We start from the raw sequence: 23,966 nt of genomic DNA on the forward strand, positions 1-23,966 counted from the left end.
AAACACCCCAAGTGATTCACACAGCTAAGAATGAACACACTTCTTCCGTTATTTACCTGAACATGTTATAGAGCAGGCCCGCCTTCCTCCTGAAACCGAGCCCGCCTCTCACGTATATCCATTTGCTTAACAGCTTAACATTCTCTATCGATACTCATGAACTCAGGACTTCTCCTTATCCTCGTCTTCCACCTTCAATTCCATATCTTCACGTTGGATGAGCTCATGAATCTGGTGCTTAATCGTCTCCGATCGCGTACCGAAGATGGCCTGCACACTGTTGCCGACCTCCAATACTCCTGATGCGCCGAGATCCTTCAGCTTCTCCTTATCCACGTTGCCGGGATCGTTGACCTGCACTCGAAGTCGTGTGATGCATGCATCCAATGAACCGATATTCCCTTTTCCGCCGAGAGCATTCAATATCCCGCGTGGAAGCTCTTCAGCAGACGCAGCTTGAACGACCGTATCTCCCTGAGATTTGGACACATCTTCTCGACCCGGTGTCTTCAGATCGAACTTGCGAATCGCAAAACGGAATACAAAGTAATAGACAACCGCGTATCCAAGCCCTACCGGAATAACAAGCCAATAAGGAGTCCGATTCTGTATTACTCCAAATAAAACATAGTCAATCAGACCACCCGAGAAGGTCATACCGATCTTGACGCCCAGAAGGTGCATAATCATAAAGGACGTGCCCGCGAACAGCACGTGTATAGCGAACAAAGCTGGCGCTACGAACAAGAAAGCGAATTCGATCGGTTCCGTAATACCTGTTAGGAACGATGTCAGCGCTCCGGACAACATCAAACCACTGACCAGCGTACGATTCTCGACTCTCGCTTCGTGATAGATAGCCAGAGCCGCCGCTGGGAGACCGAACATCATGAACGGATATTTTCCTGTCATAAATGTACCTGCCGTCAGCTCTACACCATCTTTAAGCTGAGCGAAAAAGATCTTCTGGTCGCCTCGCACCAATTCTCCAGACTTCGTGATATATTCACCGAACTCATACCAGAAAGGCGCATAAAAGATGTGGTGCAATCCAAATGGAATGAGCGCCCGTTCGCATATACCAAATATGAGTGCGCTCACCGTCAAATTCGTGTTAATCATGGATTCGGACAGCGTGTTTAAGCCATTCTGAATCGGCGGCCAGACGAAGATAAGCGCAACACCGATCAAGAGGGAAGTTACAGCCGTAATGATCGGGACGAAGCGTTTGCCAGCGAAGAAGCCAAGATAAGAAGGCATCTCGATCGTAAAAAAGCGTTTATACAGCACCGCAGCCGTAACACCAATAATGATACCGCCGAACACACCTGTTTGAAGCGTTGGAACCCCCTGCAGAATGGCATAGCTCATATCTTCCTTGACTTTTTCCGGTGTCACATCCAGGAGTGTCTTCATCGTGACGTTCATGACGAAGTATCCGACGATCGCCGCCAAACCGGCAACCCCATCTCCTCCCGCCAGACCTATTGCGACACCAACTGCAAACAGCAGAGACAGATTGTCGAACACAATCCCGCCCGCAGATTCCATGACCTTCGCAATAGTAGTAACGATGTCGTTACCCAAGAACGGCAGAAGAGCAACCATATCCGGATTCTGCATCGCATTGCCGATACCTAAAAGCAAACCTGCCGCTGGCAATATCGCAATCGGAAGCATAATCGCCCGTCCGACCTTCTGCAATACACCAAATAGAGATTTGAACATAATGGAAACAACCCCCAACTACATCAGCATGTGGTGCTAACACCAAACCTGCTGTTAAGGTTTCCCACACAATCCTAGACTATGCAGTAAAGGAATGAGGCTCGTTGAATACAGGAGTACATGTTCGGAAATAAAATAAGCCCCCCAGAATCGCATACAGCGAACGGAAGGGCCTTGCTTGCATTTATTTTATGCAGATATAAATCCTAGATCTAACAGCGCGGCCTCAATGCCATCATCATCCACACTCCGCGTTACGTGCTTTGCTGCCCGTTTTACCTCATCCTTAGCCTGTCCCATTGCAATTCCAAGTCCGACGCACTGCAGCATCTCAATATCATTCAAGCCGTCGCCAAATGCAACACAGGATTCAGCCGGAACACCAATCGCACTCAAATAGTTGCTTATCCCTACCGCCTTGTTCGATTCTCTTGGCAATACGTCTACCACATGGCGGTCAAAGCGAACATACTTCATCTCCGGAACACCCTCGACATACGGCTGGATCTCTTCTTCCGTACAGAACAGCATGCCTTGATACACGTCATTTTGAAGATGAAACTGTGGATTTACCGGAGGAACCTCCATGCCGTAAGTGTTAAGGATCGGAGCAATCATAGGATGTGCTGCATGCATCCCAATCTGATCCGTTCCAATCCAGCCGATAGCATGACCACATGCAGTTGCAATCTCATTTAACTGTTCCATCGATCGCTGCTTCACTTTTACCTGAGACAGAACTTCTCCTTCGCGCACAACATAGTTGCCGTTCAAGCTAATATAAGAATGAATGCCCAGCTGTTCGCGAATATGACCAAAGTTAGCCGGTGTTCGACCGGTAGATATGACCGTCTCTATACCCATTTCCTGCAAACTCCGTACTGCCCTGATTGTAGACTCTGGAATCTGCTGATTGCTACTCAACAAGGTACCATCTATATCAAAAAATACAATTTTACACTTCTCTCTATCCATCTCGTATACACTCCAATTCATAACCTGCTTGCTGCAGGAGCTTAGTAACTCTATTAATAATACGGCGCAGATCCTGACTGCTGTCAGCCTAGTACCGTGAAGACGACCAGCATGCTGCTATCAAATTGTACTATGAGAAACGGATTATAAGCTAGAGGAAGAGATTAGAGCGATGGGACCTAGTATATTGTAAATGAAGACCGAGCAACTCAAATAGCCTCCAGCGATTGGAGGCTATTCATGTAGGTCCGAGCTATATAGGAGCTGTGAAAAAGTGCCGCGATATTCCGCGGAAGGCGGAAGGCTAGCTAGCCTTCGATCTGCCGCGCGCGGCCCCGTCTGCGCTGCGAAGCGGCGGACGAAGCCTTCTGCTGCGGCGGCAATTGGCTGATGCGCAGCATATCGCCGCACGCGGCGATGAAGCGCTGGCGCTGCGCCCGCTCGCCATTATGCTTGGCGAACAGCAACGCGCCGCTGTCTGCCGCGAACTGCCGCAACCGCTCCGCCTCCTCTTCCGGCAGGTGACGCGCACCTACATCGCTCGCATATTCCTCGAGCGTCATGTTCGCAGGCATCTGCCCGAAGCGGCGCTCGAGCAGCAGCCAGGCTAAGCGTCCCATGCGCGGTAATCGATCCGCGCGATAACGTCGCTGCTGCAGGCGAATCAGATACGCAAGCTCCATGCGCGGCCATACGCGGCGTACGAAGCGCAGCATTCTTCGCAGCAGCAGCGTGGTCAAGAGCAGGAATGTGAGCAATATGCTGGTGGCTGTAACAGGCGCGCTGTTCCACCACAGCTTAGCCTGCTCCTGAATTCGAGCTGCAGATGGAATGATGCGTTCGCCGAACCATTCGCTCCAGCTGGCTGCATCCGTCACAAACTCGCGTTCCTTGCGCAGGCTGTCGCCCATTTGACTAACAACTCCATTCAGCCAGTCCTTGCCCGCTTCTAGCTGTTCCACACCCTTTGAAGTCCATGCGTTTAATTGCCCCCATACATCATTCGGTTCAGCAGTCTTGTCCATTCGAACCTTCAATGGAACAGGAAGAAACGCACCCGCTGGATCACTCGCGAGAACAGCAGATGCTCTCACATCCGCTCCCGCTAGAATAGAAGCATCCAGATTCACAGCAGCCGTTAAAGGGGCTGTTGGAGTCGCTTCATATGGAACCCAGCCCGCTTCTGGGTAGAACACCTCCACCCATGAATGAGCGTCCGATGCACGAATCGTATACTGCCCTTCAGCTTCGGCAATTCCTGGTGTGAATCCTTTAACCCAACGCGTCGGTATCCCCTCTGCTCGCAGCAGCACTGCCATAGCCGTCGAAAAATGATTGCAGTACCCTTGACGCTGATCAAACAAAAAGTGATCAACAAAGTCTTGTCCCCTAGGTGGAGCCGTAGACTGATCCAGTGTGTAGGCATAATGGGACATCAGATAAGTTTGGATACGCTCCACTTTCTCCCGCTGCGACTCAGCGCCAGCCGTAATATCATCAGCGAGCTTAAGTACACGGTCTGGAAGCTGAGATGGAAGCTCCGTGTACTTGGCTAAGAATTGAGTCTGCTGCTCATTACTGGGAGCTGGAAACGGTGCATCCTTCAAGAGCTGAGGCTTGTCCACCACCTTAGTCTGATAGCTATAGGTGACTACGACGCCAATCTTGGATGAAGTAGAACTGCCCGCTTGCTTATAACTGAATCGTTCCAGGGCCGGATCGTACGTAATTGAAGGAATATTTGCACTGGTGTCCGCTCCTTCTCCTGCAGCAGCCAATTCTACTTGAGATGCATCGCCTGATCTCCACTCCGTCAAACGCTCCGGACGACCTCCGAATACGAGCGGCAGGTCGGGAGATAACGGCGCCGCAAGCGTCACAGTCTGGGTAAATGGCTTCGACCACACTTTCTCCTGATGCGCTTCAATCTCTGTTGTAAGTCTGCCCGATCCATCAACTAGCTCAGGTGCTAGGACTGAAGCCTCCCACCCTTGCCCAGTGTATGTACTCTTCGTCTCTACTTTCCAATACGTTGGTTCCGGTGTAACCGCACGAAACAAGACGCGATGATCCTGCTTCACCGGTGCTCCCAGCTTCGAATCATCGCTGCTGTAGCCCGTAACCGCCTGGTTGCCTAATGCATGAGCAGCGGAGCTGTTGGTCAAGTTTGCGGCAGCGGCGGTTTCCCTAATCCACGCCTCTGTTCGTTCCCAAGCATGAGGCCGCTCCCAATCATAGACTTGCTGCCATAATACAAATCCAGTAACGATCGCGAAGCTGACCGCCATCGTCGTGAACCACCAGCGCAGCGGCCATGCGCGCTGCTTGTAAGTTCGATCCTCGGCTGTCAATTGCTCAAGGTGCAGCCAAGAGAGCAAGGAGGCTGTCCAAGCAACCGTACGAATGATGCCTCCTGTTGTGTTCACATTGACGGCTCCTTGCAGGACGACCAGATACAACAGCGTCGCCCCGCTGAACCACAGGATCGAATGATGCTGCAGGACAAGCGATTGTACCAGAGCTGCCACCAAAGACATACCGGTTAACAGCAGCAGCGTTCTCATTTCACCAGACGGCACTAACCATTCACCGCCTGTTATTGCGGAATAGACCATCCCTATATCTTGCCCAATAGCATCTGCTATCCGGATGATACCTAATAGAATCGTGTTTACCGCACCCGACCAGCCTGCAGTCGAGCCAGATTGCGACACTCCGAATGCCCATGCTGTGATCATCACAATAGCGAAGACGCGCATAAGGTAGGAAGCTGCAGGGCGACGAATCCATAATCCAATGATTAAAGAACATGCAATGGACAGCACCAGCGGACTAATCTGATCGAGATCTACTGCGTTTCCTAAATTGCTATTGCGCAGCGGAACAAGCCATTCCAGCAGCATGAGAAATAAGATTACCGTATATCCTGCTTGCTTCCATAAGCGAATGATACGCTCCCCCTTGCTCAGAGCAGCAGCAGTGAAAGCTTCCTTATCATTATCTTTAGTCGGTGCCGCCCGTTTCTCATCTCTATTGGCACTTACGAATCGTTCATATCTTTCCATTGCCATGACGCATCTCCCTCCTTATGTTGCGACATATGTATTCCATGACTTTACTGTAGAGCTAGTTCTATTCTTGATGTCCCCTGAATCCGCTGCAGCCTCAGGATGATAGCGAACCGTAAGCCATGCTTGCAGCTGGCACCCTGCAGCATCGCGATGCCGCTGCATTCGTTCCAGCGTACCTGTATGCTCCGCACTGCTGATCAACACAGCTACCTTGACTGCAGAATAAGCCGCGGCGGGTGTATATTTACTTGCAGCTTGCCTCATCGAACTTGATGTAGAATAACGCGGGTTGAGACGAAGCACTAATTCGCGCGCGATATCCGCCGGATCTGTCAGCCGCCATCCATCACGAAGCCACAGCACCTGCACCTGCCGCTGCTGCTTCCATGCAGCCCATAGCCATTCACCCGCGAGCAGCATCATTTCCTCACGCAAATGGTTTGCGGCGATTGCTCCAGCAGGAATATCGTTCAGCTCATCATCGATCATCAACGTAATTGCATCGTGCTCCTCTGGTTGGCGCAGCCGTACAGCAAGTGTTCGACTCTTCATATACTGCCGCCAATGGATGCTCCTAGCCTGATCTCCGATTCGATAAGCTCTCAATTCCGATCCCAAATAACCTTCTTCGCCAGAACTCGGAGACGGGTTCACTCCATCGCCTGCCAGGCCTCGTGGAATCGAGTACGGACTAACTGCTGACCATCCCTTGGCTTCTGGCAGCAGGACAAGCTCCGCTTCTAGCGGCGCGAATGTCACACGATTCGTGAACCAGCCCCAGATGTCGCCTGTCTCGCATGTGGTTCCCGCATGACGGTATACACCCGCAGGCCAATCTATCGCTGCTTCTGTCCAGTCCATCGAAGCTCGCTTGCGCGAACGTGAGTGGATCACTTTAACGGTTTTATATGTTTTATGGCTGTCATCGACCTGCTCCCACAACGTAGTCACCCGAATAAATAATCGCGGCAAACCATAAGGACAAGACAAGCTGTGCTCACATCGCAAGCTCGTATGAAAGGGCTCATGAGAGGGTGACTGCAGTCTAAGCCTGTATTGGCAGCCTCGCAGCGAGTACAACATGACCCAGACGCCATATCCGGTATACACGGCTAAACTAACACCGAGAAATGTTTCTACTGCAAGCCTGTTCGCTGTGCCGTATATGATGAGCGCGGCTGATACCGCAGCCGTTAGAAGCACACGAAGCAATATGTTTGCTAGGGGTGTTCGGATCCGGCTTGTCATCGGAACAGCCCTCTGAACCACGCTGTTCCATCCGTCGAGCGCTTCGCCCCTCGACGATCTGCTGCAGGCGCGTCGGCTGCGGTGCCGTGAGGCTGCCCGGACTGCGCATTCAGCGAGTCTGGCTGCTCGCCAGCATGCTCGTGCTGAGCGCCGTCGAGCGCGCGCGACTTGAAGTTCGGCACCTGCACCATCTGCAGGATGCTGCGAACGACCGCTTCAGCGTCCGTGCGCGCGCTTGGCGCAAGTACCAGCCGATGCGCCAGCACCGGCACGGCGACGGCCTTCACATCGTCGGGCGTCACATAGACCCGCCCGTTGAAGAGTGCCTGCGCCTGCGCGCACTGCATCCAGGCGATCGCGCCGCGCGGGCTGACGCCCAGCATGACGTCCGCATGCTGGCGTGACGCCTGTGCCATATCCGCGATGTAGCGGCACAGCACGGCGTCCATATGCACCGCGCGCGTCCGCCGGATGAGCAGCGCCCACTCGGCGGTCGTGAGCACCGGCTGCACGCTTCTCGCGCTGGCGCTGTAGTCGCTCCGCGCTTGCTCGCGGAGCAGCATATCGGCTTCATCCTGCACAGCAGGATAGCCGAGCGACAGGCGCATCATGAAGCGATCAAGTTCCGCTTCCGGCAGCCGATAAGTGCCCTCGAACGCCAATGGGTTCTGCGTGGCGATCAGCATAAACGGCTGCGGCAGCGGGCGGGTGACGCCGTCCACCGTGACGGCGCGCTCCTCCATCGCTTCGAGCAGCGCCGACTGCGTGCGCGCTGGCGCGCGGTTCAGCTCGTCGGCAAGCACGACGTGCGCTTGCAGCGGCCCTTCGCTGTAGCGCAGCTGGCCGGACGCCGGCTCGAACATCATACTGCCGGTAATATCCGCCGGCATCGTATCCGGCGTCATCTGCACTCGGCGGAATGAGGAGTCAACGAGCCGCGCCATCGTGCGCGCCAGCAGCGTCTTGCCGACGCCCGGCACATCTTCCAGCAGCAAGTGCCCGCCCGCCAGCATCGTTAAGCAAGCAAGACGTATCGTTTCGGGCTTGCCCACAACGACTTGATTCAAGCGGTCTATCATATGTTGCCAGCCGTACTTGACGAAGGCGGAGGTCCACGCCTCCTTGTTCGGCTGACCGCTAAGCTCCTTATCTCTTAGATCCATATTTTTTAATCCTCCCAATCCAACAGTTCGAATAAACAAAAAAAGACCCGAGGGCAATTTCCGCGTACAGATCTGCATCGCATGAATTGCTCTCGGGTCGCCCTATGAATCAGTGTCGCCCAATAGAGTAGATTATAAACCTATTAAATTAGGAAGCAGCTTTCTCAGCCGGCTTCTCCGGGATCGGAATAAGTTGATATTGCAGCAGCTGAAGTCCCGAATCCTCCAGCACGAGCCGCAGCGGAACCCAGAACATATTATCCTTCATTGCAGCCTTCCATTGCAGCTTCATAGTCGTTCCGTCATCAAGCAGCTGATCCAGCTGACCACTCTTGCTGTCGATTGCCCACTTCGTATCATTGATAGACAGTGTAAATCTAGCATTGGCCTCATCGTACTCCACAGTACCGCCCAACTGCTCCACGAAGCTGCGAATAGGCACATAAGTTGTATTTTCATAAGTTAAATGCTGACCTGGCTCAAATGCCAACTCCCCGATATCAGTCGTAACCAGGAATCTCATCGGATCCGGCTTAGCGACAGTCTCCTTCGTTTTACCTCCTGCATCGACGGTTACGATATTAGCCTCAATCCACGCCTTCGATACATCTGACCGCTGCCAGCGTTCACGATCTGCAAGCTGAAAATGCATCGGCTTCGTATCCGAAGTTATCGCCTCAAAGACATACCCCTTTGACTTGTAATAACTAATAATTTCGGGCAGCGCCTTCACTGTCTCTCCATGACCTGCCCCATCGTGCATGAGCACTATAATACTATCGGTTAGGGAAGAAGACTTGACCGTTTGCACGATTTCCTTCGCAGGAACTCCTACTCGCTTCGAGTCTCCAGTGTCTACGTTCCAGTCGAACACCTTGTAGCCTGCCTGCTCCATTAAGGTGAAATATTGCTTATTAAAATTCAAATACGTACCGCCAGGAGCGCGAACGAGTGCAGGCTCGTAGCCTACAGCATCCTTGATGACTTGACCCGTTTTCCGAATCTGACTCCAGAATTCACGAAAGTCACTGTACAGCTTCTTATAGTTATGATCATAGGAATGATTGCCTATAGCGTGTCCCTCATCTGCAATTCGCTTCATCAGCTTGTTATGCTGCTTTACCTGCGTGCCAAGCACGAAGAAGGTTCCCTTGACCTGTTCCTTTTTCAAAATATCCAATACGTCGCCTGTATGCTCACTCGGACCGTCATCGAAGGTGAGATATACCGTTTTCGTCTTAGGCTTCGCCGCTGCCGCAAGTACCTCAACCTCGCCTACATCAGCAGAGATTGCCTTCACCTGATCAGAATTTGCACTCGCCAACTGCACAGCTTGCCCGTTCGGCTTACCGACTGATGTTGCAGCGGTTCTGACCGCGTAAGGTGATGCCGTCACCGTATTGACCTGATTCCACATCTGCTGCGAGGACGCATAAGCAACCTGGTCCCACTCCGCTATCGTTCCGAATAGCGCCCCAGTTCCCATACACAGCGCAAGCATACCAATGACAGCCAACAACCGTATCTCCAACCGCTTCTTCCGATCCTTCATCATCGACGCCCTCCTCTATACCATCCGTACATTTGTATCATGAACGACACTTGCAGCCTGCCGCTTGACTGACCGCATGCCTATGAACCCTATTCAGCATACAAGCTATTAAAGCTCAAGCTAATAGAGTATATGGACAGGCCATTCAAAACATGACACTATTACTATATTTCGAAATGAATCTCATGGAACATATCCGAATATTTATCGAATCATGGTCTATTAGGGATACAGCATCTTATTCGGCAATTTACGTCCATATTCCTGCTCGAATGTAAATTCATGCCGTTTCGAAGTCGAAGGCTCGGACATCTCAGGATACCCGCGGCAGCGTCATGATCGGCAACGGACACACGAGCCCTTATTTGCAGCATAAACCGCTTTTTTGCTATACATGCGGACCGTGGTTCCTTTATTTGTGACAAATCAGCCTGTTTTCGATAGAAATACAGCAAATAACGGCCTCTGTGTCCGCCAAACTCAAAATATGCTCCAATTTCCCAAAATAGCGTCTCCTGTGTCCGTTTCATCTAGCAGGGGCGCTTTTCCAAGTAACTTCCTCCCTCTTGTCACCACCTACTAATGCCAGTCCCTTTACTGCATCTAGCTACCACTTGCTAACCCTAGTTACTCATACTGCCTCTAGTTACTTCTCTATAACCCCAGCTACTCATACCCTCCCTAGCCACTTCCGTCTGATCCCAGCTACTCATACCGCCTCTAGTTACTTCTCTATAACCCCAGCTACTCATTCTGCCCCTAGTTACCCTAGTCTTTCTCCATATCGCATGCACGTAGCACTTGCTCACGCAACGTAAATGCCCTGCTGCAAGTCGAACATGACTTAGCAGCAGGGCATTCCTAGCATTTATATCGCGGAGCCGGGCTCCCGGTTCTTGTATTCGATCGGGCAGATGCCCACCCGATTCTTGAACAATCGGCTGAAGTAATACTGGTTCGTGTAGCCCACCTTGACCGCGAGGTCGCCGATCTTGATGTTATGCAGCGAGTGATCGAGTATCTCCTTCGCCTTCGAGATGCGAAGCTCCGTCAGGTACTCGAGGAACGATGAACCTAGCTCCTGCTTCATTCGTTTGCTCAGATACGTCTGGTTCATGTGGAATAAGTCAGCGACACGGGATACCGTCATATCTGGATCGTAATAATGGTCATCGATGTAATCCGTTACCTTGCTCAGCATGACGGAACCATCGCCTTTCCGATGAGCGGCATCCGTGGATTGCGGCGTCTCATCGGATACCTCAGGATCTCCGTGCTCCTCGCGCAGCAGCTGATCCAGCTTCATGAGCAGACGCTTCAGATCGCTCTTCGGCACCGGCTTAAGCAGGTAATCGTAAGCCTTCAGCTGCAGCGCCTGCCGCACGTAATCAAAATAATCATAGCCGCTAATCAATACGGTGACGATCTGCTCATGCCGGCTCTTCACGAGCCGCAGCAGATCCAGGCCGTTCATATCAGGCATATTGATGTCCAAGAACAGCACATGCGGCGGCGCCTGCTCGATCAGCGCTAGCGCTTCAGCCGCATTGCGCGCCTCACCAGCTATCGCATAAGGCAGCTGGCTGTCCGCTATGTATTGCTTCAACCCTTGCCGGATCGTGCTCTCATCGTCCACAATTATGACTTGCCACATCCTCTTCATCTACCTCCACTGGTAATTTCAGCGTCATACTTGTCAATCCGTTTCCGCTCTTCACCGTTAATCCGTACGGCTCGCCATACGCCAGCTTCAATCGATGGTTCACGCTGTACAACCCGAAGCCGATCGTGCCGTCTTTCCAGGTACTGCTAAGTAAAGCTTTCTCTATGACCTTCATACGCGCTTCCGGAATATCCGCGCCGTCATTTTCCACTACGATGTACATCTCCTGATTCTCTTCATAAGCGCGGATCCATATCTTGCTCATACGATCTATTAATGGCTTGATACCATGATAGATCGCGTTCTCGACGAGCGGCTGCAACAGGAAATGAACGACACGATGCTTTCCAAGATGCTCATCATACATCAGCTCATATGATAATATGTCCGAATAACGAACGCATTGGATATGCATGTAGCTCTCGACATGGTGAAACTCCTGCTCCAGCGTGACATATTGACTTTCATTGCCCAAGCCTAGCCGGAAATAGGTGCTTAACGCCTCCACAATCTCAACCACATCATCCGCACCATGCGCTTCTGCCTGCCATTGAATCGTATCTAATGTATTGTACAGAAAATGCGGCTTGATCTGCTCTTGAATCAGACGAAGCTCCATCTCCTTCTTCTCTTGCTCATAAAGGTACAGCTTCACCATCATCTGATTAAAGCTTCTGCCCAGATCGCCGATCTCGTCCTTGCTCGCTTCATCAGCACGAATGCCCCAATCTCCCGCCTCCACCTTGCTCATTAATTGCTGCAGCGATCGAATCGGCTTGACGATGGACTTAGCCAGCAATAGCAGCAGCATAAGGAAGAATAGCCCCACAACAGTGCCTACTATTATGGTTGAACGCTGGGTCCGCTTCATCCCTAGCGACAGCTGGGATTCCGGCACTTGGAACATGAGCTTCCAGTCCGGCACTTGAGCAATTTCTGCCGTAAACGTAGCCATGCCTTCTGAACTCTTATCGCTCTGTATCTCACCATCTCCAGACGGCTGCTGACCGACAAGCAATTTTCCAGTCCCATCATATACGTTAATATCGTCTGCGATCTCCCTCATCTTGCTGATCGGTACAGCTGCCGCAATATACGCGACTTCTTCATCAACACACGGCTGCACCCGATACAGGATGACCACGATCTCCGCTTGATTAGGCTCTCGCGATTGAATTACGTTGCTCACGACGTACTCTGAATCCGACACTTGCAGCCGTTTGTAATATTCACGGTTAAGAATGTTGAAGGGCTTGTCTCTGGAGGACCAGGACCAGCCGTCGCAATCCACGACACGAATAGATTCGTATTCGTCCGGACGCATATGCTCGAGCCTCTCTACCTCAGCAAGCATCTCGCCGCGATTCCAACTATGCTCCGCTCCCAATGCAGCCATAAGCTCGATCTCCCTGATTCGCTGCTCGAACCAGTAGGAGATTTGATCGCTGCGAGCGTTCACAATCTGCTGTGTCAAGCTCCGGTTAAGCGGAACTACGTTTCTCTCCATCTCCAGATATATCGCGCCCAGCAGCGCTAAAAATAAGAAAAGAAAACAACTGCCTGCATATAGTGTGATCTTTCGTTGTATGGAACTCATCCCCTAATTACAGCACGTTATTTGTCAGCTCTCAAATGAAGTGAGTCACTAGCCCGAAATAGATAAAAAAAGGACGGTTTGTGCAAATACATTTGGGTCTATCCCTACTATAATTTATATTGTACTTTTTTTCACGTAGTTTTATCGTATCTGCTGCAAAGTGGCTATAAAAGGAGACATTGCTATTCAAATAGAAGGCCGCAGTCTCGATGAGTCGCTCATCTGCAGGTACAACGATTACAGGCTTCATAAAAAGGTGGTGTTGAGTAATCAAAAAGTGGGATGTTATTGTCATCGGCATTATCGCGGTGTTCGCTGTCGGTCTATTTGGCTTCTACTCGGTATCGGCCGCTAATTCTGATTCTGATTCGGGAAGCAAGGTGCTTGAAATCTATATAGCAGATGAACTGCACAAGCGAATTCCGATTCCAGACGAGCTTTATACCCAGACATACAGCGTAGCCACTGAACGAGGCATCAATACGATTCAGATCAAGAATGGCGCTGTCAAAATGCTGGAGGCCGATTGCCCCGATCACTTATGCGAGCTCAACCACCCGATCAGCAAGCTTGATGAGATTCTGGTCTGTATGCCTAATCGTGTTATTCTCACGCTGGTAAGTGAATGATTTCACTTAATCGCTCTGCTACAGCTCTATTACACAGCTTTATTGCACAGTTTATTGCACAGTTTATTGCATCGTCTTATAACGCCCTTTTACTGCGCTGCTTACGCTGCAAGGAGCTGGCAAAGAGCTGAATGTATTGGTGGAGCAATATCATTTCAAACATTTCATACATTTCAAGGAGGAACTATGCGTACACGAACTACGAAAGTATTATCACTGATCTTGGCTCTCTGTCTTGTATTCTCTATGACAGCCTGCGGTTCTAAGGAAGACACTGCAGCTGGTACTGACGGCGCTATCAAAGTAACAGGCGTCGGCAATGGTAAGCATGGAGACATCAAAGTTGAAGTTACGTTCCAGGACGATAAGATTACGAACATCGAAGTATTGGAACAAAAAGAGAATGAAGTATTGTCTGAACCGGTTTATACCAAATTGAAAGACAGCGTTATGAGCGCGAACAGCGCGGAAGTTGACGCGATCAGCGGTTCAACGGAAACAAGTAAAGGTTACTTGGCTGCGATCGCGGATGCGATTGCGAAATCAGGCTTAACGCTTGCGGCTGGTTCCGCAGCTGGCAGCACCGCTCAAACAGAAGAAGCGGTACAGAACTTTGACGTTGTCGTTATCGGTGCTGGCGGCGCTGGCTTCAGTGCTGCGATCGAAGCGAAGAAAGCGGGCGCTAACGTAGTTATCCTGGAGAAAATGCCTACAGTAGGCGGTAACACATTGATCTCCGGCGGCGAGATGAACGCTCCTGGCAACTGGGTACAGCAAGCTGTCGGCATCACAGATGATTCCGTTGAACTCTTCTACGAAGATACGATGAAGGGCGGCGACAATCTCGGTAACCCTGAAATGGTTCGAATTCTAGCTGAACAGGCCACAGGCTCCGCTGAATGGCTGCGTGATGAGATTAAAGTCGAATTCCTCCCGGATCAATTGTTCCAATTCGGCGGTCACTCTCGCAAGCGCGCGCTTATTCCAGTTGGCCACACTGGCGCTGAACCAATCAAGAAGCTCAAGGCAAAGACTGACGAGCTGCAAATTCCAGTGAAGACGGAAATGAAAGCTGAGAAGCTGCTTACAGATGCTAACGGCAGAGTAACAGGCGTAGAAGCAACGAGCGGCTCCGGTCAGAAGATTACATTTAACGCTAGCAAAGGCGTAGTCATTGCGTCCGGCGGCTTCGGCTCCAACATTGATATGCGCAAGCAGTATAACCCTGTCTATGATGAAAGCTATATGTCCACAGACACTCCAGGAACCACTGGTGACGGTATTATCATGGCACAAGCGATTAACGCAGACATCACGAATATGGAAAGCATCCAAACATACCCTGTATGTAATCCTAAGACTGGCGTAATCTCCCTCGTAGCAGATTCTCGCTTCGACGGTGCCATTCTAATTAACCAGGGCGGTAATCGCTTCGTAGAAGAGCTTGAACGCCGTGACGTCATCTCTAAGGCGATCTTGGCGCAAGAAGGCGGATATGCATACCAATTGTGGAACCAAGATCTTGAAGAGATCAGCAAGACAATTGCCGCTCATCCAGACGAGTACGAGCAGCTTGTGAAAGACGGTTTGCTCTACAAAGCGGATACAATTGAAGATGCAGCGAAGCACTTCAACATCGATCCAGCTAAGCTTCAAGCTACAGTTGATAAGGTAAATGAGTACGCTAAAACAGGCAAGGATCTTGATTTCAAACATCGCGGCGGTCTAGCTTCCTTGGAAAAAGGTCCTTACTATATTATGAAGGCAGTGCCATCTGTTCACCATACAATGGGCGGATTGGTTATCGATAAAGAAACACGCGTCCTGGATACAGAAGGCAAAGCTATTGAAGGTCTGTATGCAGCCGGCGAAGTAACAGGTGTTATCCACGGTTCTAACCGCCTCGGCGGTAACGCGATTGCTGACGTTATCACTTTCGGCCGCATCGCAGGTCAACAGGTTGCGAAGTAAGACACGATAATTATCTAACTCCATCTTCTCTAATAAATGATAAAGGCTGCTCAGGTCGGCAAGTGCATCTTATTGCACGGCCTTCCTAGCAGCCTTTTGCTATATCAAAGTCTATTTACTGATTTTAAGCTTCTCATGCTTTGTACATAAGCTTCAACGTCTTGATCTCATACGGCTTAAATGCTAGCTTGACTTGACCTTCCACTGTCTCGATTTCCTCAATGGTATCCTCCAACAGATTGGCCAGATATACTTTATCGATGCCATCCGGCATGCTCAAGCACGCTTGATCGCGTCCGCCGCTCGATTCGTATAGGCGAATGACAAGCCCTGTTCCATCTTCCGCATCCTTGATCGAATCCAAGATGACATGCTTGCTCTCGTATGGCAGCAAGGAATGTTCACTAGGCAGCGAGCCTTTACCAACTTGGTGTTTGACGGATTGCAGCGGATGATTCAACTCCATCGCTTCACGGACGGTGTGGGCTTGACGCCAATCCTGCTCGTGCGGATACAACGAATACGTAAATTGATGCTCGCCTAGATCCGCAGTGTTGTCAGGCCATCTCGGCGCACGCAGCAGCGAGAGTCGAATCGTACTGTCCTGCACATCGTATCCGTACTTGCAGTCATTCAGCAAGCTTACGCCATAACCGCTTTCCGACACATCCACCCAGCGATGTCCGCATACTTCATATTGAGCTTGCTCCCAGCTCGTGTTGCGATGAGTAGGACGCTCCAAGGCTCCAAATGGAATCTCATAAGTCGCTTTCACCGTTGCAACATCGATTGGGAAGGCAACCTTGAGCAGCTTATGAGTCTCTTGCCAATCGACCTTTGTCTTGAAATCGACCCGCTTCTGTTGATGGTAGAAGATCATATCCTGCTGAATCGTGGATGCTGCGGACTCGCCAAGCTTCCAGCTGAATCGAAGCACATCCATTGTCTTACCGCGAAGCACGACCTTGCTGTCTACTAATTCTAAACCGTCAACCGCTTGCTGCTCATACCGGGAATCAATATCCCACGCATCCCAATAGGTTGGGCGGTCATGGAATAGCTGCAGCTCATTCGCTGCTCCACCCGCTTTAATCAGCTCTCGTCCCGCATTCTTGTCGAACCAACTTGTTATCGCGCCATTCGAATTGAATCGAAGCTTATAATTCTCCGTTTCCCATTCGACAAGTCGTTCTGACGCAGCTAATTCAGCTGATACAGCTGGAATTGAGGCTTGTCGCAGCCAAATCGTTCTGTACCCGAAGGAAGGGATATCGCTAACCCAAACATCCAACGCAACTCTGTCTTCTCCGTTTGAATCGCATTCCGACCAATCGCTCTCCAGTCGGTTACCTTGATCATCATAAACTGCTACATGGCGCAGCTCTTCCCCGCCTTCTATGCGAATGATGCCGCTTCGACTCCAGCTGAGACTGTTGAACACGATGTACGGCTCACCCTCGCCTTGAGCAGCAATATGTTCCGCTAGCTGGCCCATACCTGCTGCCAGCACTTGATTGCCGATATCGAATACCTGATTATACTCTTTCGCTGACGTCTCATATGTCTCGGTAATTGAAGTTCCTGGAATAATATCATGGAACTGATTCAACAGGATAAGCTTCCAGCCTTGAACAAGTTGATCCTTGATCGAAGACGAGCGGTTCGCAAGCAACGGCGCCGCATAGTTCCAGATTTCCGCTTCGCGATAGAGCACCTCTGCCATGCGATTGCTGCGCTTATTGCGCGCATGTGTCGTATAGGTGCCGCGATGCAGTTCCAGATACAAGTCGCCATGCCATTTCGGCAGCTCAACTTCTGAAGCCAGAATGCCTTCAAAGAATTGCTCCGCTGTACTGAACTGACAGTTAGGCAGGTCTGTCATAAGCTCTGCACGCTGCGCATATTCAATCATTTCTCGCGTAACGCCGCCGCCTCCATCGCCATGACCATACAACAGCATTTGTTCAGGGTGTTTCGACTTCTCCTTAAAGGATTGCCAATGCTCCGAGATGTCCTTCGGCGTTGTGTTTTCGTTGACGCCATGATTCTGATACGACAGCATCGCTGTACCATCGATCCCTACCCATTGGAACAGATCGTATGGGAACTGATTGGTATCGTTCCAGCCTAGCTTGGTCGTCATAAAAGCATTCATACCTGCTAGCTTCAACATCTGCGGCAACGAAGCGCAATATCCAAATGTGTCCGGCAGCCATTCGATATGGGACCGCTTGCCGAATTCACGCTGGTAGAAGAGCTGACCATACAGAAGTTGGCGCGCCAGCGACTCCCCGCTCGGAATATTCAGATCCGGCTCTAACCACATGCCGCCGACCAATTCCCAGCGTCCTTCTGCTACGCGTTGTTTGATCTTCTCGAAGAGCTCGGGATCATGCTCTTTCACGAACGCATAGAGCTGCGGCTGACTCTGGCTGTAGCGGTACTCAGGATATTGCTCCATCAGCGTATTTACCGTTGAGAAGGTTCGACTGCTCTTGCGTACTGTCTCACGTACAGGCCATAGCCACGCTATATCAATATGTGATTGTCCAACAAGGTGCATGTATCCCGCACCTGGACGAAGATTGACATCAGCGCGCACCTGCTCGCGAAGCTTGAGATCCAGCTCATGAACCCAATTAGGGTCCACCGCACCGCGATCTTGCTCTGCTCGCATGGCATCCATAGCTGAGCGCAGTATATCTAACAAGCGCTGCCGCTTTAACTCCTGCTGTGGCAGCAGCCTAGCGGTATCTCGAACCACGGTTACGGTATACAGCAGACTTTGCACAGCCGCATTCACATGGACTAGTTGAATTTCCAAGCTGCGAACGGAAGGATTCCTTACCTGCTGATTGTTCAATGGGTCGATCGGTTCCGGTATTGGATCATACAGCTCGATCTCAACATTCGGCGTATAACCTACCTTATCTACAGGCAAAGGAACAAACCAGTGATTGCGGTCGACGCCATGATAGGAGACACCGTCAATTCGAAGCAAGCCTTCACCTCCGCCACGCACAATAAGACCGACCTGCGAACCGTTCCACTCGGTTGGAATGTTCAACTGCTTCCGCAGCCAATACGTTGTGCCGTAGGTATCGATGATAATATCATTTGGACTGCCTACCAGTCCTTCAACATCAACAGTGTACTCACCTGGTAGTATATACGTACCGCGCGAGAGGTTCCAATCATCATAACTTCTGCATTCCAGCCAGCACTGAGCAGCTAGCTCTTCTATCCATCGATTAATCCGAATCATACTCATGCTCAACTCCTACATATAGAGATGTATACTGCACCTGTTCCGAACTATTTCCTACTATGATGACCAACCCCCAGGTTCAATCACACGCTCATTGTCGGCGTTTCATAACAACTTGCCTGACGTAGGATTCACATCTCTGAACAGCAAGTCTGCCCCTTGCAGCTCTCTTAGCCCCATATGAACAGGCGCTCCCTTGCAATCGCTTTCTGATCTGACTGAACCTGTGAAATGCTTCAGCGTTACACCGATACTGCCCATGGTGTCCAGCTGAGCACTCACTAATAGCTCATATGCTGTGCTACTAGCTTAATTAGAGTAAACATGCGACAATACCGAAACCGGCTTGCAACCTACTATTAGTCGCTCACCGTCCGAATAGCCTTCCTCACGCCCATCTAATTCATGGATCAGAATAGAGCGCCAATAGCCAATACGCTCCTGCTTATCTTCATCATTGACGGCATTATGAAGCTCATTCGGGTCAAGGATCAGATCGAAATACTGCTCCTCTCCGGTTTGTGAGAACCAGATGTACTTTTCCTTGCCATTCGTAATCCAGTGATTTGAAGCGTTTCCATACGAATGCTCACCGTGCAGATAAGCACGCCATTCAGGGCTGCTTGGTGTATCTGTGTTCGGCTTGCTCTTCCGCGCAAGCTTCCATATACTATCGCCATCAACTGTATCTGGGATGGCCACGCCTGCCGCATCCAGCAAAGACGGCATGATGTCGCGCATCTCTACCACTTCACTTCGCACAGTTCCATTGTCCAGTCCAAGGTGATTTCCTGGATCATTGACGATAAACGGCACTCGAGCGCTGCCGTTGTAAGGAAGTACCTTGCGGAACAGATGATGGTCGCCCAGCAATTCACCATGATCGGATGCAAATAGAATAATCGTGTTCTCGCGTTCGCCGTACTCGCTCAGAACCTGCAAGAACCTTCCAATCTGGTGATCGATATGGGTGATCAGCGCATAATAAGCAGCCATTGCCTTCTTCAGACGGCGCTTCGGTACGATGCCTTCCGCGGTTGTTGATACCAGTCCTTCATTTCCTGTATAGTCGGTCTTTGCCCAATCGCCTACAACAGGGTCTGGTATATCAGCGTCCTCGTATAGATCCAAATAAGCCTGCGGCGGATCAAACGGCGGATGCGGTCGCACAAAGGACATCATCAGAAAGAAAGGCTTGCTTGGGTCGCGTCTACGCAAGAAATCAATCGATTGGGTAACGGTCCAGTTCGTCGGATGCAGCTTCTCTGGAAGATGCCAAGGACGAGCAACGGTAGACGCATTGCAATCGAGACCAAGATCCAGCATATCCGCATCCGGCACACGCTCGCGCAGCCACTGTACATAATCGTCAACCTCATCATAATGCTCCTGCACAGAAATACTGTGTTTGTTGCGGTTGTGATGAAGGTATCCGTCATGAAGCACCACGTTATGAAAACCAAGCAAGTTACGCACAGGATAGGTATGCATCTTGCCGACGCATTGCGTATGATAGCCTGCTTTAGCCAACTCTCCTGGAAGCGTCGTTTCATAGTTCCACGGCACCCGATCCTGATAACCAACACGTCCTGTTTTACGCTGACTTTGTCCTGTCAGCAATGCAGCTCGAGCAGGCACACAGCTTGGTGTGGCTGAATAAGCCTGATCGAAGCGAACACCGCGTAGAGCCAGCTCATCCAGATTGGGTGTTTCAACAATCGGATGACCTGCAACACTCAAGCAGTCATAGCGCATCTGATCAACTGTAATAAGCAGAATGTTCGGTTTCTTATGCGATTTCTCTTGGCTCACAATGCTTACTCTCCCATCATAAAAAGAATGTTTTCATTCCTCTTGCTTATCAAACTAGCAATTGATGGCTAATAACAAATTATATAAACAACTATCTCTTCTGTCAAAAAAGCTGAGACCTCAAATCGCTATTCAATCAAGCCCAATGCATGCGCTCATCTTCTACTTCTATCATCAATTGCTCCAGCTCTTTTTTTAACGCAGCCGTACGTTCTTCATATGCCGGGTTTCCATATATGTTGTTAAGTTCATAAGGGTCCTCTCTTAGATCAAACAGCTCCCATTCTGGCGGAAGTGATTCATCGCGTGAATCTGTCGTTCCAAGCGCCTCGGCATAATAATAGATTAGCTTGTAATCATGTGTGCGAATACCATAATGTGAATACACCTCATGATCCGCATCTAGATGCATCCAATATCGATAATACATGGAGGTTCTCCAGCCTTCGGGCGTTACACCGTTCAACAAGGGACGGACGCTCTCGCCCTGCATTCGCTCATGAACCGGCAATCTAGCATAATCGAGGAAAGTAGGGGCAAAGTCTGTATTTAGCACGATATCCTTATTCACACTGCCTGGCTTAATCTCAGAGGGATAACGAATCAACAGCGGCATTCGCAAAGACTCTTCGTACATAAAGCGTTTATCGAACCAGCCGTGGTCGCCAAGGAAGAATCCCTGATCTGACGTATAAATGACAATCGTATCCTCAGTCAATCTTGCCTCATCCAAATAATCAAGCATTCTGCCAACATTGTCATCAATGGATGCAATGCAGCGCAAATAGTCCTTCATATAGCGTTGATATTTCCACTTGCGAACTTGCTCAGGTGTTAAATGTTCCGGAGGTTTTCCCTTTGTGTCATGATCAGTTAGATCATCTATGCGCATCTTAGCTTGTACTGCTGCTTGGGAACGGGTTGCATAGTCATCGTTAAACGTTTCCGGTTCAGGTATGTCATCGTTCTCATACAGGTGCATATGCTTATCATCCGGCACCCAATGGCGATGCGGGGCTTTATGATGGCACATCAGCATGAACGGACGCTCGGGATCGCAGTTCGCTATCCAGCCCAATGAAATATCCGTGATCAGGTCTGTCACGTAGCCTTCATATTGTCTCTTTGCACCCATTTCGATAAATTCGGGGTTAAGGTAACTCCCTTGATGGGGAAGCACATTCCAATAATCAAAGCCGGTTGGATCATATATGCCTCCGTGGCCAAGATGCCACTTGCCAACAATCGCTGTCTGATAGCCGGATTCCTGCAGAAGCTTAGGAAAGGTAACCTGTCTGCCATCCAGATCATCGCCGAGAGTCTTCACACCATTGATATGGTTATAGACACCGGTAAGAATCGTCGCACGGCTGGGAGCACAGATTGAATTCGTGCAGAAGCAATGATCAAATCGAATGCCCTCATTCGCGATCCGATCCAGATGGGGAGTTGTATTGACCTTACTGCCGTAGGCGCTTATAGCATGGGAAGCATGGTCATCTGACATGATAAATAAGATGTTCGGACGTCTTTTCGTTGAGGCTGACATATAAACCATCCTTTCGAAATATTAATAGCCAGCTATACAAGCTAAGTGTCGGGATCTTATATTATCTAATGCGGTGCTTGTCAAAGTATTCTGGAATAATCTCTGTAGAAGCTCCCGGCATGTCAGGCAATAGTGTAATTGACATTAATCCATTTGTATTGTAAAAATGTACTAATACAATAAAATACAATTATGCAATGATGAAGAGAGTAAGCATAACGAATACCCCAGAGAACTGATGGTTGGTGTGAATCAGTGTAGGGATTATGCTGAAGTGGGCTTTTGAGCATCCAAACCGAAAATTTCTTGAGTAGGCTTTGGCGAAGGTCTCATCGTTACAAGAGACGCGTATTCAAACATTCTGCATGTTTCGATACGTTAAAGCGAGTTCGATAAAAATCGGGCTAATTAAGGTGGTACCACGGGGTCTTCTCGTCCTTTTAAGGATGAGAGCCCCTTTTTTATTTATCTAGAGGAGGGATATCATGAGCAATGAGAACGTATTAACGGGTATTAAACCAACGGGTAAAGTCCATGTAGGAAATTACATCGGAGCAATAAAACCTGCACTCCAAATCGCAAAAGATAGTGATTGTACCGCACTATATTTTATTGCTGATTATCATGGATTAACATTCACTCAAGACAAGAATGAGTTTAACGAACGTTCTTATGGTATTGCGGCAACGTGGCTGGCATTAGGACTTGATCCGGACAGGGTTGTTTTTTATAGGCAATCTGATGTACCGGAAATATTCGAGCTTAGCTGGATACTATCATGTCTGACACCCAAAGGACTTATGAATCGTGCCCATGCTTATAAAGCAATTCTCGATAAGAACGAACAATTGGGAGTGGATATGGATACAGGTGTTAATATGGGGCTATTCACATACCCGATTTTAATGGCAGCGGATATTTTGCTATTTCAATCTGATAAAGTACCGGTAGGTAAAGACCAAATTCAACATGTTGAGATAGCCAGAGATATTGCAGAAGCATTTAACAGAAATTATGGAGATACCTTCAAGTTACCTAATTATATTGTCGATGATAACACAGCTGTAATTCCTGGACTTGACGGTAGAAAAATGAGTAAAAGTTATAACAATACCATACCTCTTTTTGAAACAGCTGAAGACCTAAAGAAGACGATAAGCAAAATCAGAACAGACTCTACCCCTACAAATGAACCCAAAGACCCTGACACATCAAATATCTTCTTATTGTATAAAGAATTTGCAAATCCGGGTCAAATCGAAGAGTTTCGAAATAAATTCCTAAATGGTATTAGTTGGGGAGAAGCAAAGCAGGAACTGTTTCAGATCATGAATGCTTATTTGGAGGAACCACGTAATAAATACAACGAATTGATAGTGGACCCAGATAAAATTGACCATATACTTTTCGAAGGAGCTAAAAAAGCGAGAGCCATAGCTGCACCTTTACTTGAAGAGGTCAAATCTAAGATTGGACGTTATTAATTAAATGTTTTCAGATGAATGGAGCTCACTACGCTAACTGTGAACTAGATCTCAATAAAGTAATACAACGAGACTACCGAGAAATTACGGTAGTCTCGTTGCGCTAACGGGCAAGATAGTTCAATTAATTCTACAGAATGCCGGGAGGATTGAGTAATTTTAAAAATCACAAATCAGACGACGATATCTGCAAAGATTGGCAACATAAGAATGCCTATAGAGAAGGGTAGACGTGAGAGCAGAGATCCACAGAGTG

Annotated in this window: 15 protein-coding genes and 1 other annotated feature; of the genes, 3 read left to right on the forward strand and 12 right to left on the reverse strand. The window is 49.5% G+C overall.

Annotated elements, in window-relative coordinates; translation table 11 throughout:
• Positions 1–162 precede the first annotated feature (162 nt).
• The 8 genes from ptsG to ACXX53_RS19865 form a co-directional block, all read right to left on the reverse strand.
• Positions 163–1,728: a glucose-specific PTS transporter subunit IIBC gene (ptsG, locus tag ACXX53_RS19830; RefSeq protein ID WP_458570423.1), complete on the reverse strand. Its 1,566-nt coding sequence runs from the start codon at positions 1,726–1,728 to the stop codon at positions 163–165.
• Positions 1,729–1,917: 189 nt separating this feature from the next.
• Positions 1,918–2,703 (reverse strand): Cof-type HAD-IIB family hydrolase, encoded by a 786-nt coding sequence (locus ACXX53_RS19835; protein ID WP_458570424.1) that lies wholly within the window; start codon positions 2,701–2,703, stop codon positions 1,918–1,920.
• 308 nt (positions 2,704–3,011) lie between these two features.
• Positions 3,012–5,774, reverse strand: a complete 2,763-nt coding sequence (locus tag ACXX53_RS19840; protein WP_458570425.1) for a transglutaminase family protein — start codon at positions 5,772–5,774, stop codon at positions 3,012–3,014.
• 15 nt (positions 5,775–5,789) lie between these two features.
• A complete protein-coding gene (locus ACXX53_RS19845) occupies positions 5,790–7,022 on the reverse strand; it encodes a hypothetical protein (RefSeq protein WP_458570426.1) in 1,233 nt (410 codons plus the stop codon).
• The gene (locus ACXX53_RS19850; protein WP_458570427.1) at positions 7,019–8,185 is read right to left on the reverse strand and encodes an AAA family ATPase; all 1,167 of its coding nucleotides are present in this window, start codon (positions 8,183–8,185) and stop codon (positions 7,019–7,021) included. Before ACXX53_RS19850 ends, ACXX53_RS19845 begins: the two co-directional genes overlap by 4 nt.
• A 148-nt stretch (positions 8,186–8,333) precedes the next feature.
• Entirely contained in the window at positions 8,334–9,740 is a 1,407-nt protein-coding gene (locus ACXX53_RS19855) for a polysaccharide deacetylase family protein (protein WP_458570428.1), read from the reverse strand.
• Between the two features lie 865 nt (positions 9,741–10,605).
• Positions 10,606–11,391 (reverse strand): response regulator transcription factor, encoded by a 786-nt coding sequence (locus ACXX53_RS19860; RefSeq protein WP_458570429.1) that lies wholly within the window; start codon positions 11,389–11,391, stop codon positions 10,606–10,608.
• A complete protein-coding gene (locus ACXX53_RS19865) occupies positions 11,363–12,997 on the reverse strand; it encodes a histidine kinase (protein WP_458570430.1) in 1,635 nt (544 codons plus the stop codon). The genes ACXX53_RS19860 and ACXX53_RS19865 overlap by 29 nt, the downstream gene beginning before the upstream one ends.
• A gap of 308 nt (positions 12,998–13,305) precedes the next feature.
• Between ACXX53_RS19865 and ACXX53_RS19870 the strand changes: the two genes are divergently transcribed.
• Positions 13,306–13,626 (forward strand): NusG domain II-containing protein, encoded by a 321-nt coding sequence (locus ACXX53_RS19870; RefSeq protein WP_458570431.1) that lies wholly within the window; start codon positions 13,306–13,308, stop codon positions 13,624–13,626.
• A 246-nt stretch (positions 13,627–13,872) separates the two neighbouring features.
• Positions 13,873–15,597, forward strand: a complete 1,725-nt coding sequence (locus tag ACXX53_RS19875; RefSeq protein WP_458570473.1) for a flavocytochrome c — start codon at positions 13,873–13,875, stop codon at positions 15,595–15,597.
• 133 nt (positions 15,598–15,730) lie between these two features.
• Here the strand turns inward: ACXX53_RS19875 and ACXX53_RS19880 are convergent, their stop codons facing one another.
• From ACXX53_RS19880 to ACXX53_RS19895, 4 genes are all read right to left on the reverse strand, one after another.
• On the reverse strand, positions 15,731–18,862 hold the full coding sequence (locus ACXX53_RS19880; protein WP_458570474.1) for an alpha-mannosidase: 3,132 nt from the start codon (positions 18,860–18,862) through the stop codon (positions 15,731–15,733).
• A gap of 108 nt (positions 18,863–18,970) precedes the next feature.
• Positions 18,971–19,147 carry a hypothetical protein gene (locus ACXX53_RS19885; protein ID WP_458570432.1) on the reverse strand — a complete coding sequence of 59 codons (177 nt, stop codon included), beginning with the start codon at positions 19,145–19,147 and terminating at the stop codon, positions 18,971–18,973.
• A gap of 27 nt (positions 19,148–19,174) precedes the next feature.
• Positions 19,175–20,677: an arylsulfatase gene (locus ACXX53_RS19890; protein WP_458570433.1), complete on the reverse strand. Its 1,503-nt coding sequence runs from the start codon at positions 20,675–20,677 to the stop codon at positions 19,175–19,177.
• Positions 20,678–20,813: 136 nt separating this feature from the next.
• A complete protein-coding gene (locus ACXX53_RS19895; RefSeq protein WP_458570434.1) occupies positions 20,814–22,226 on the reverse strand; it encodes a sulfatase family protein in 1,413 nt (470 codons plus the stop codon).
• 188 nt (positions 22,227–22,414) lie between these two features.
• Positions 22,415–22,669 (forward strand) — a binding site (T-box leader).
• Positions 22,670–22,711: 42 nt separating this feature from the next.
• Between ACXX53_RS19895 and ACXX53_RS19900 the strand changes: the two genes are divergently transcribed.
• Positions 22,712–23,710, forward strand: coding sequence for a tryptophan--tRNA ligase (locus tag ACXX53_RS19900; RefSeq protein ID WP_458570435.1), 999 nt, complete (start codon positions 22,712–22,714; stop codon positions 23,708–23,710).
• Positions 23,711–23,966: the final 256 nt, after the last annotated feature.

The organism is Paenibacillus marinisediminis, from assembly GCF_054343325.1.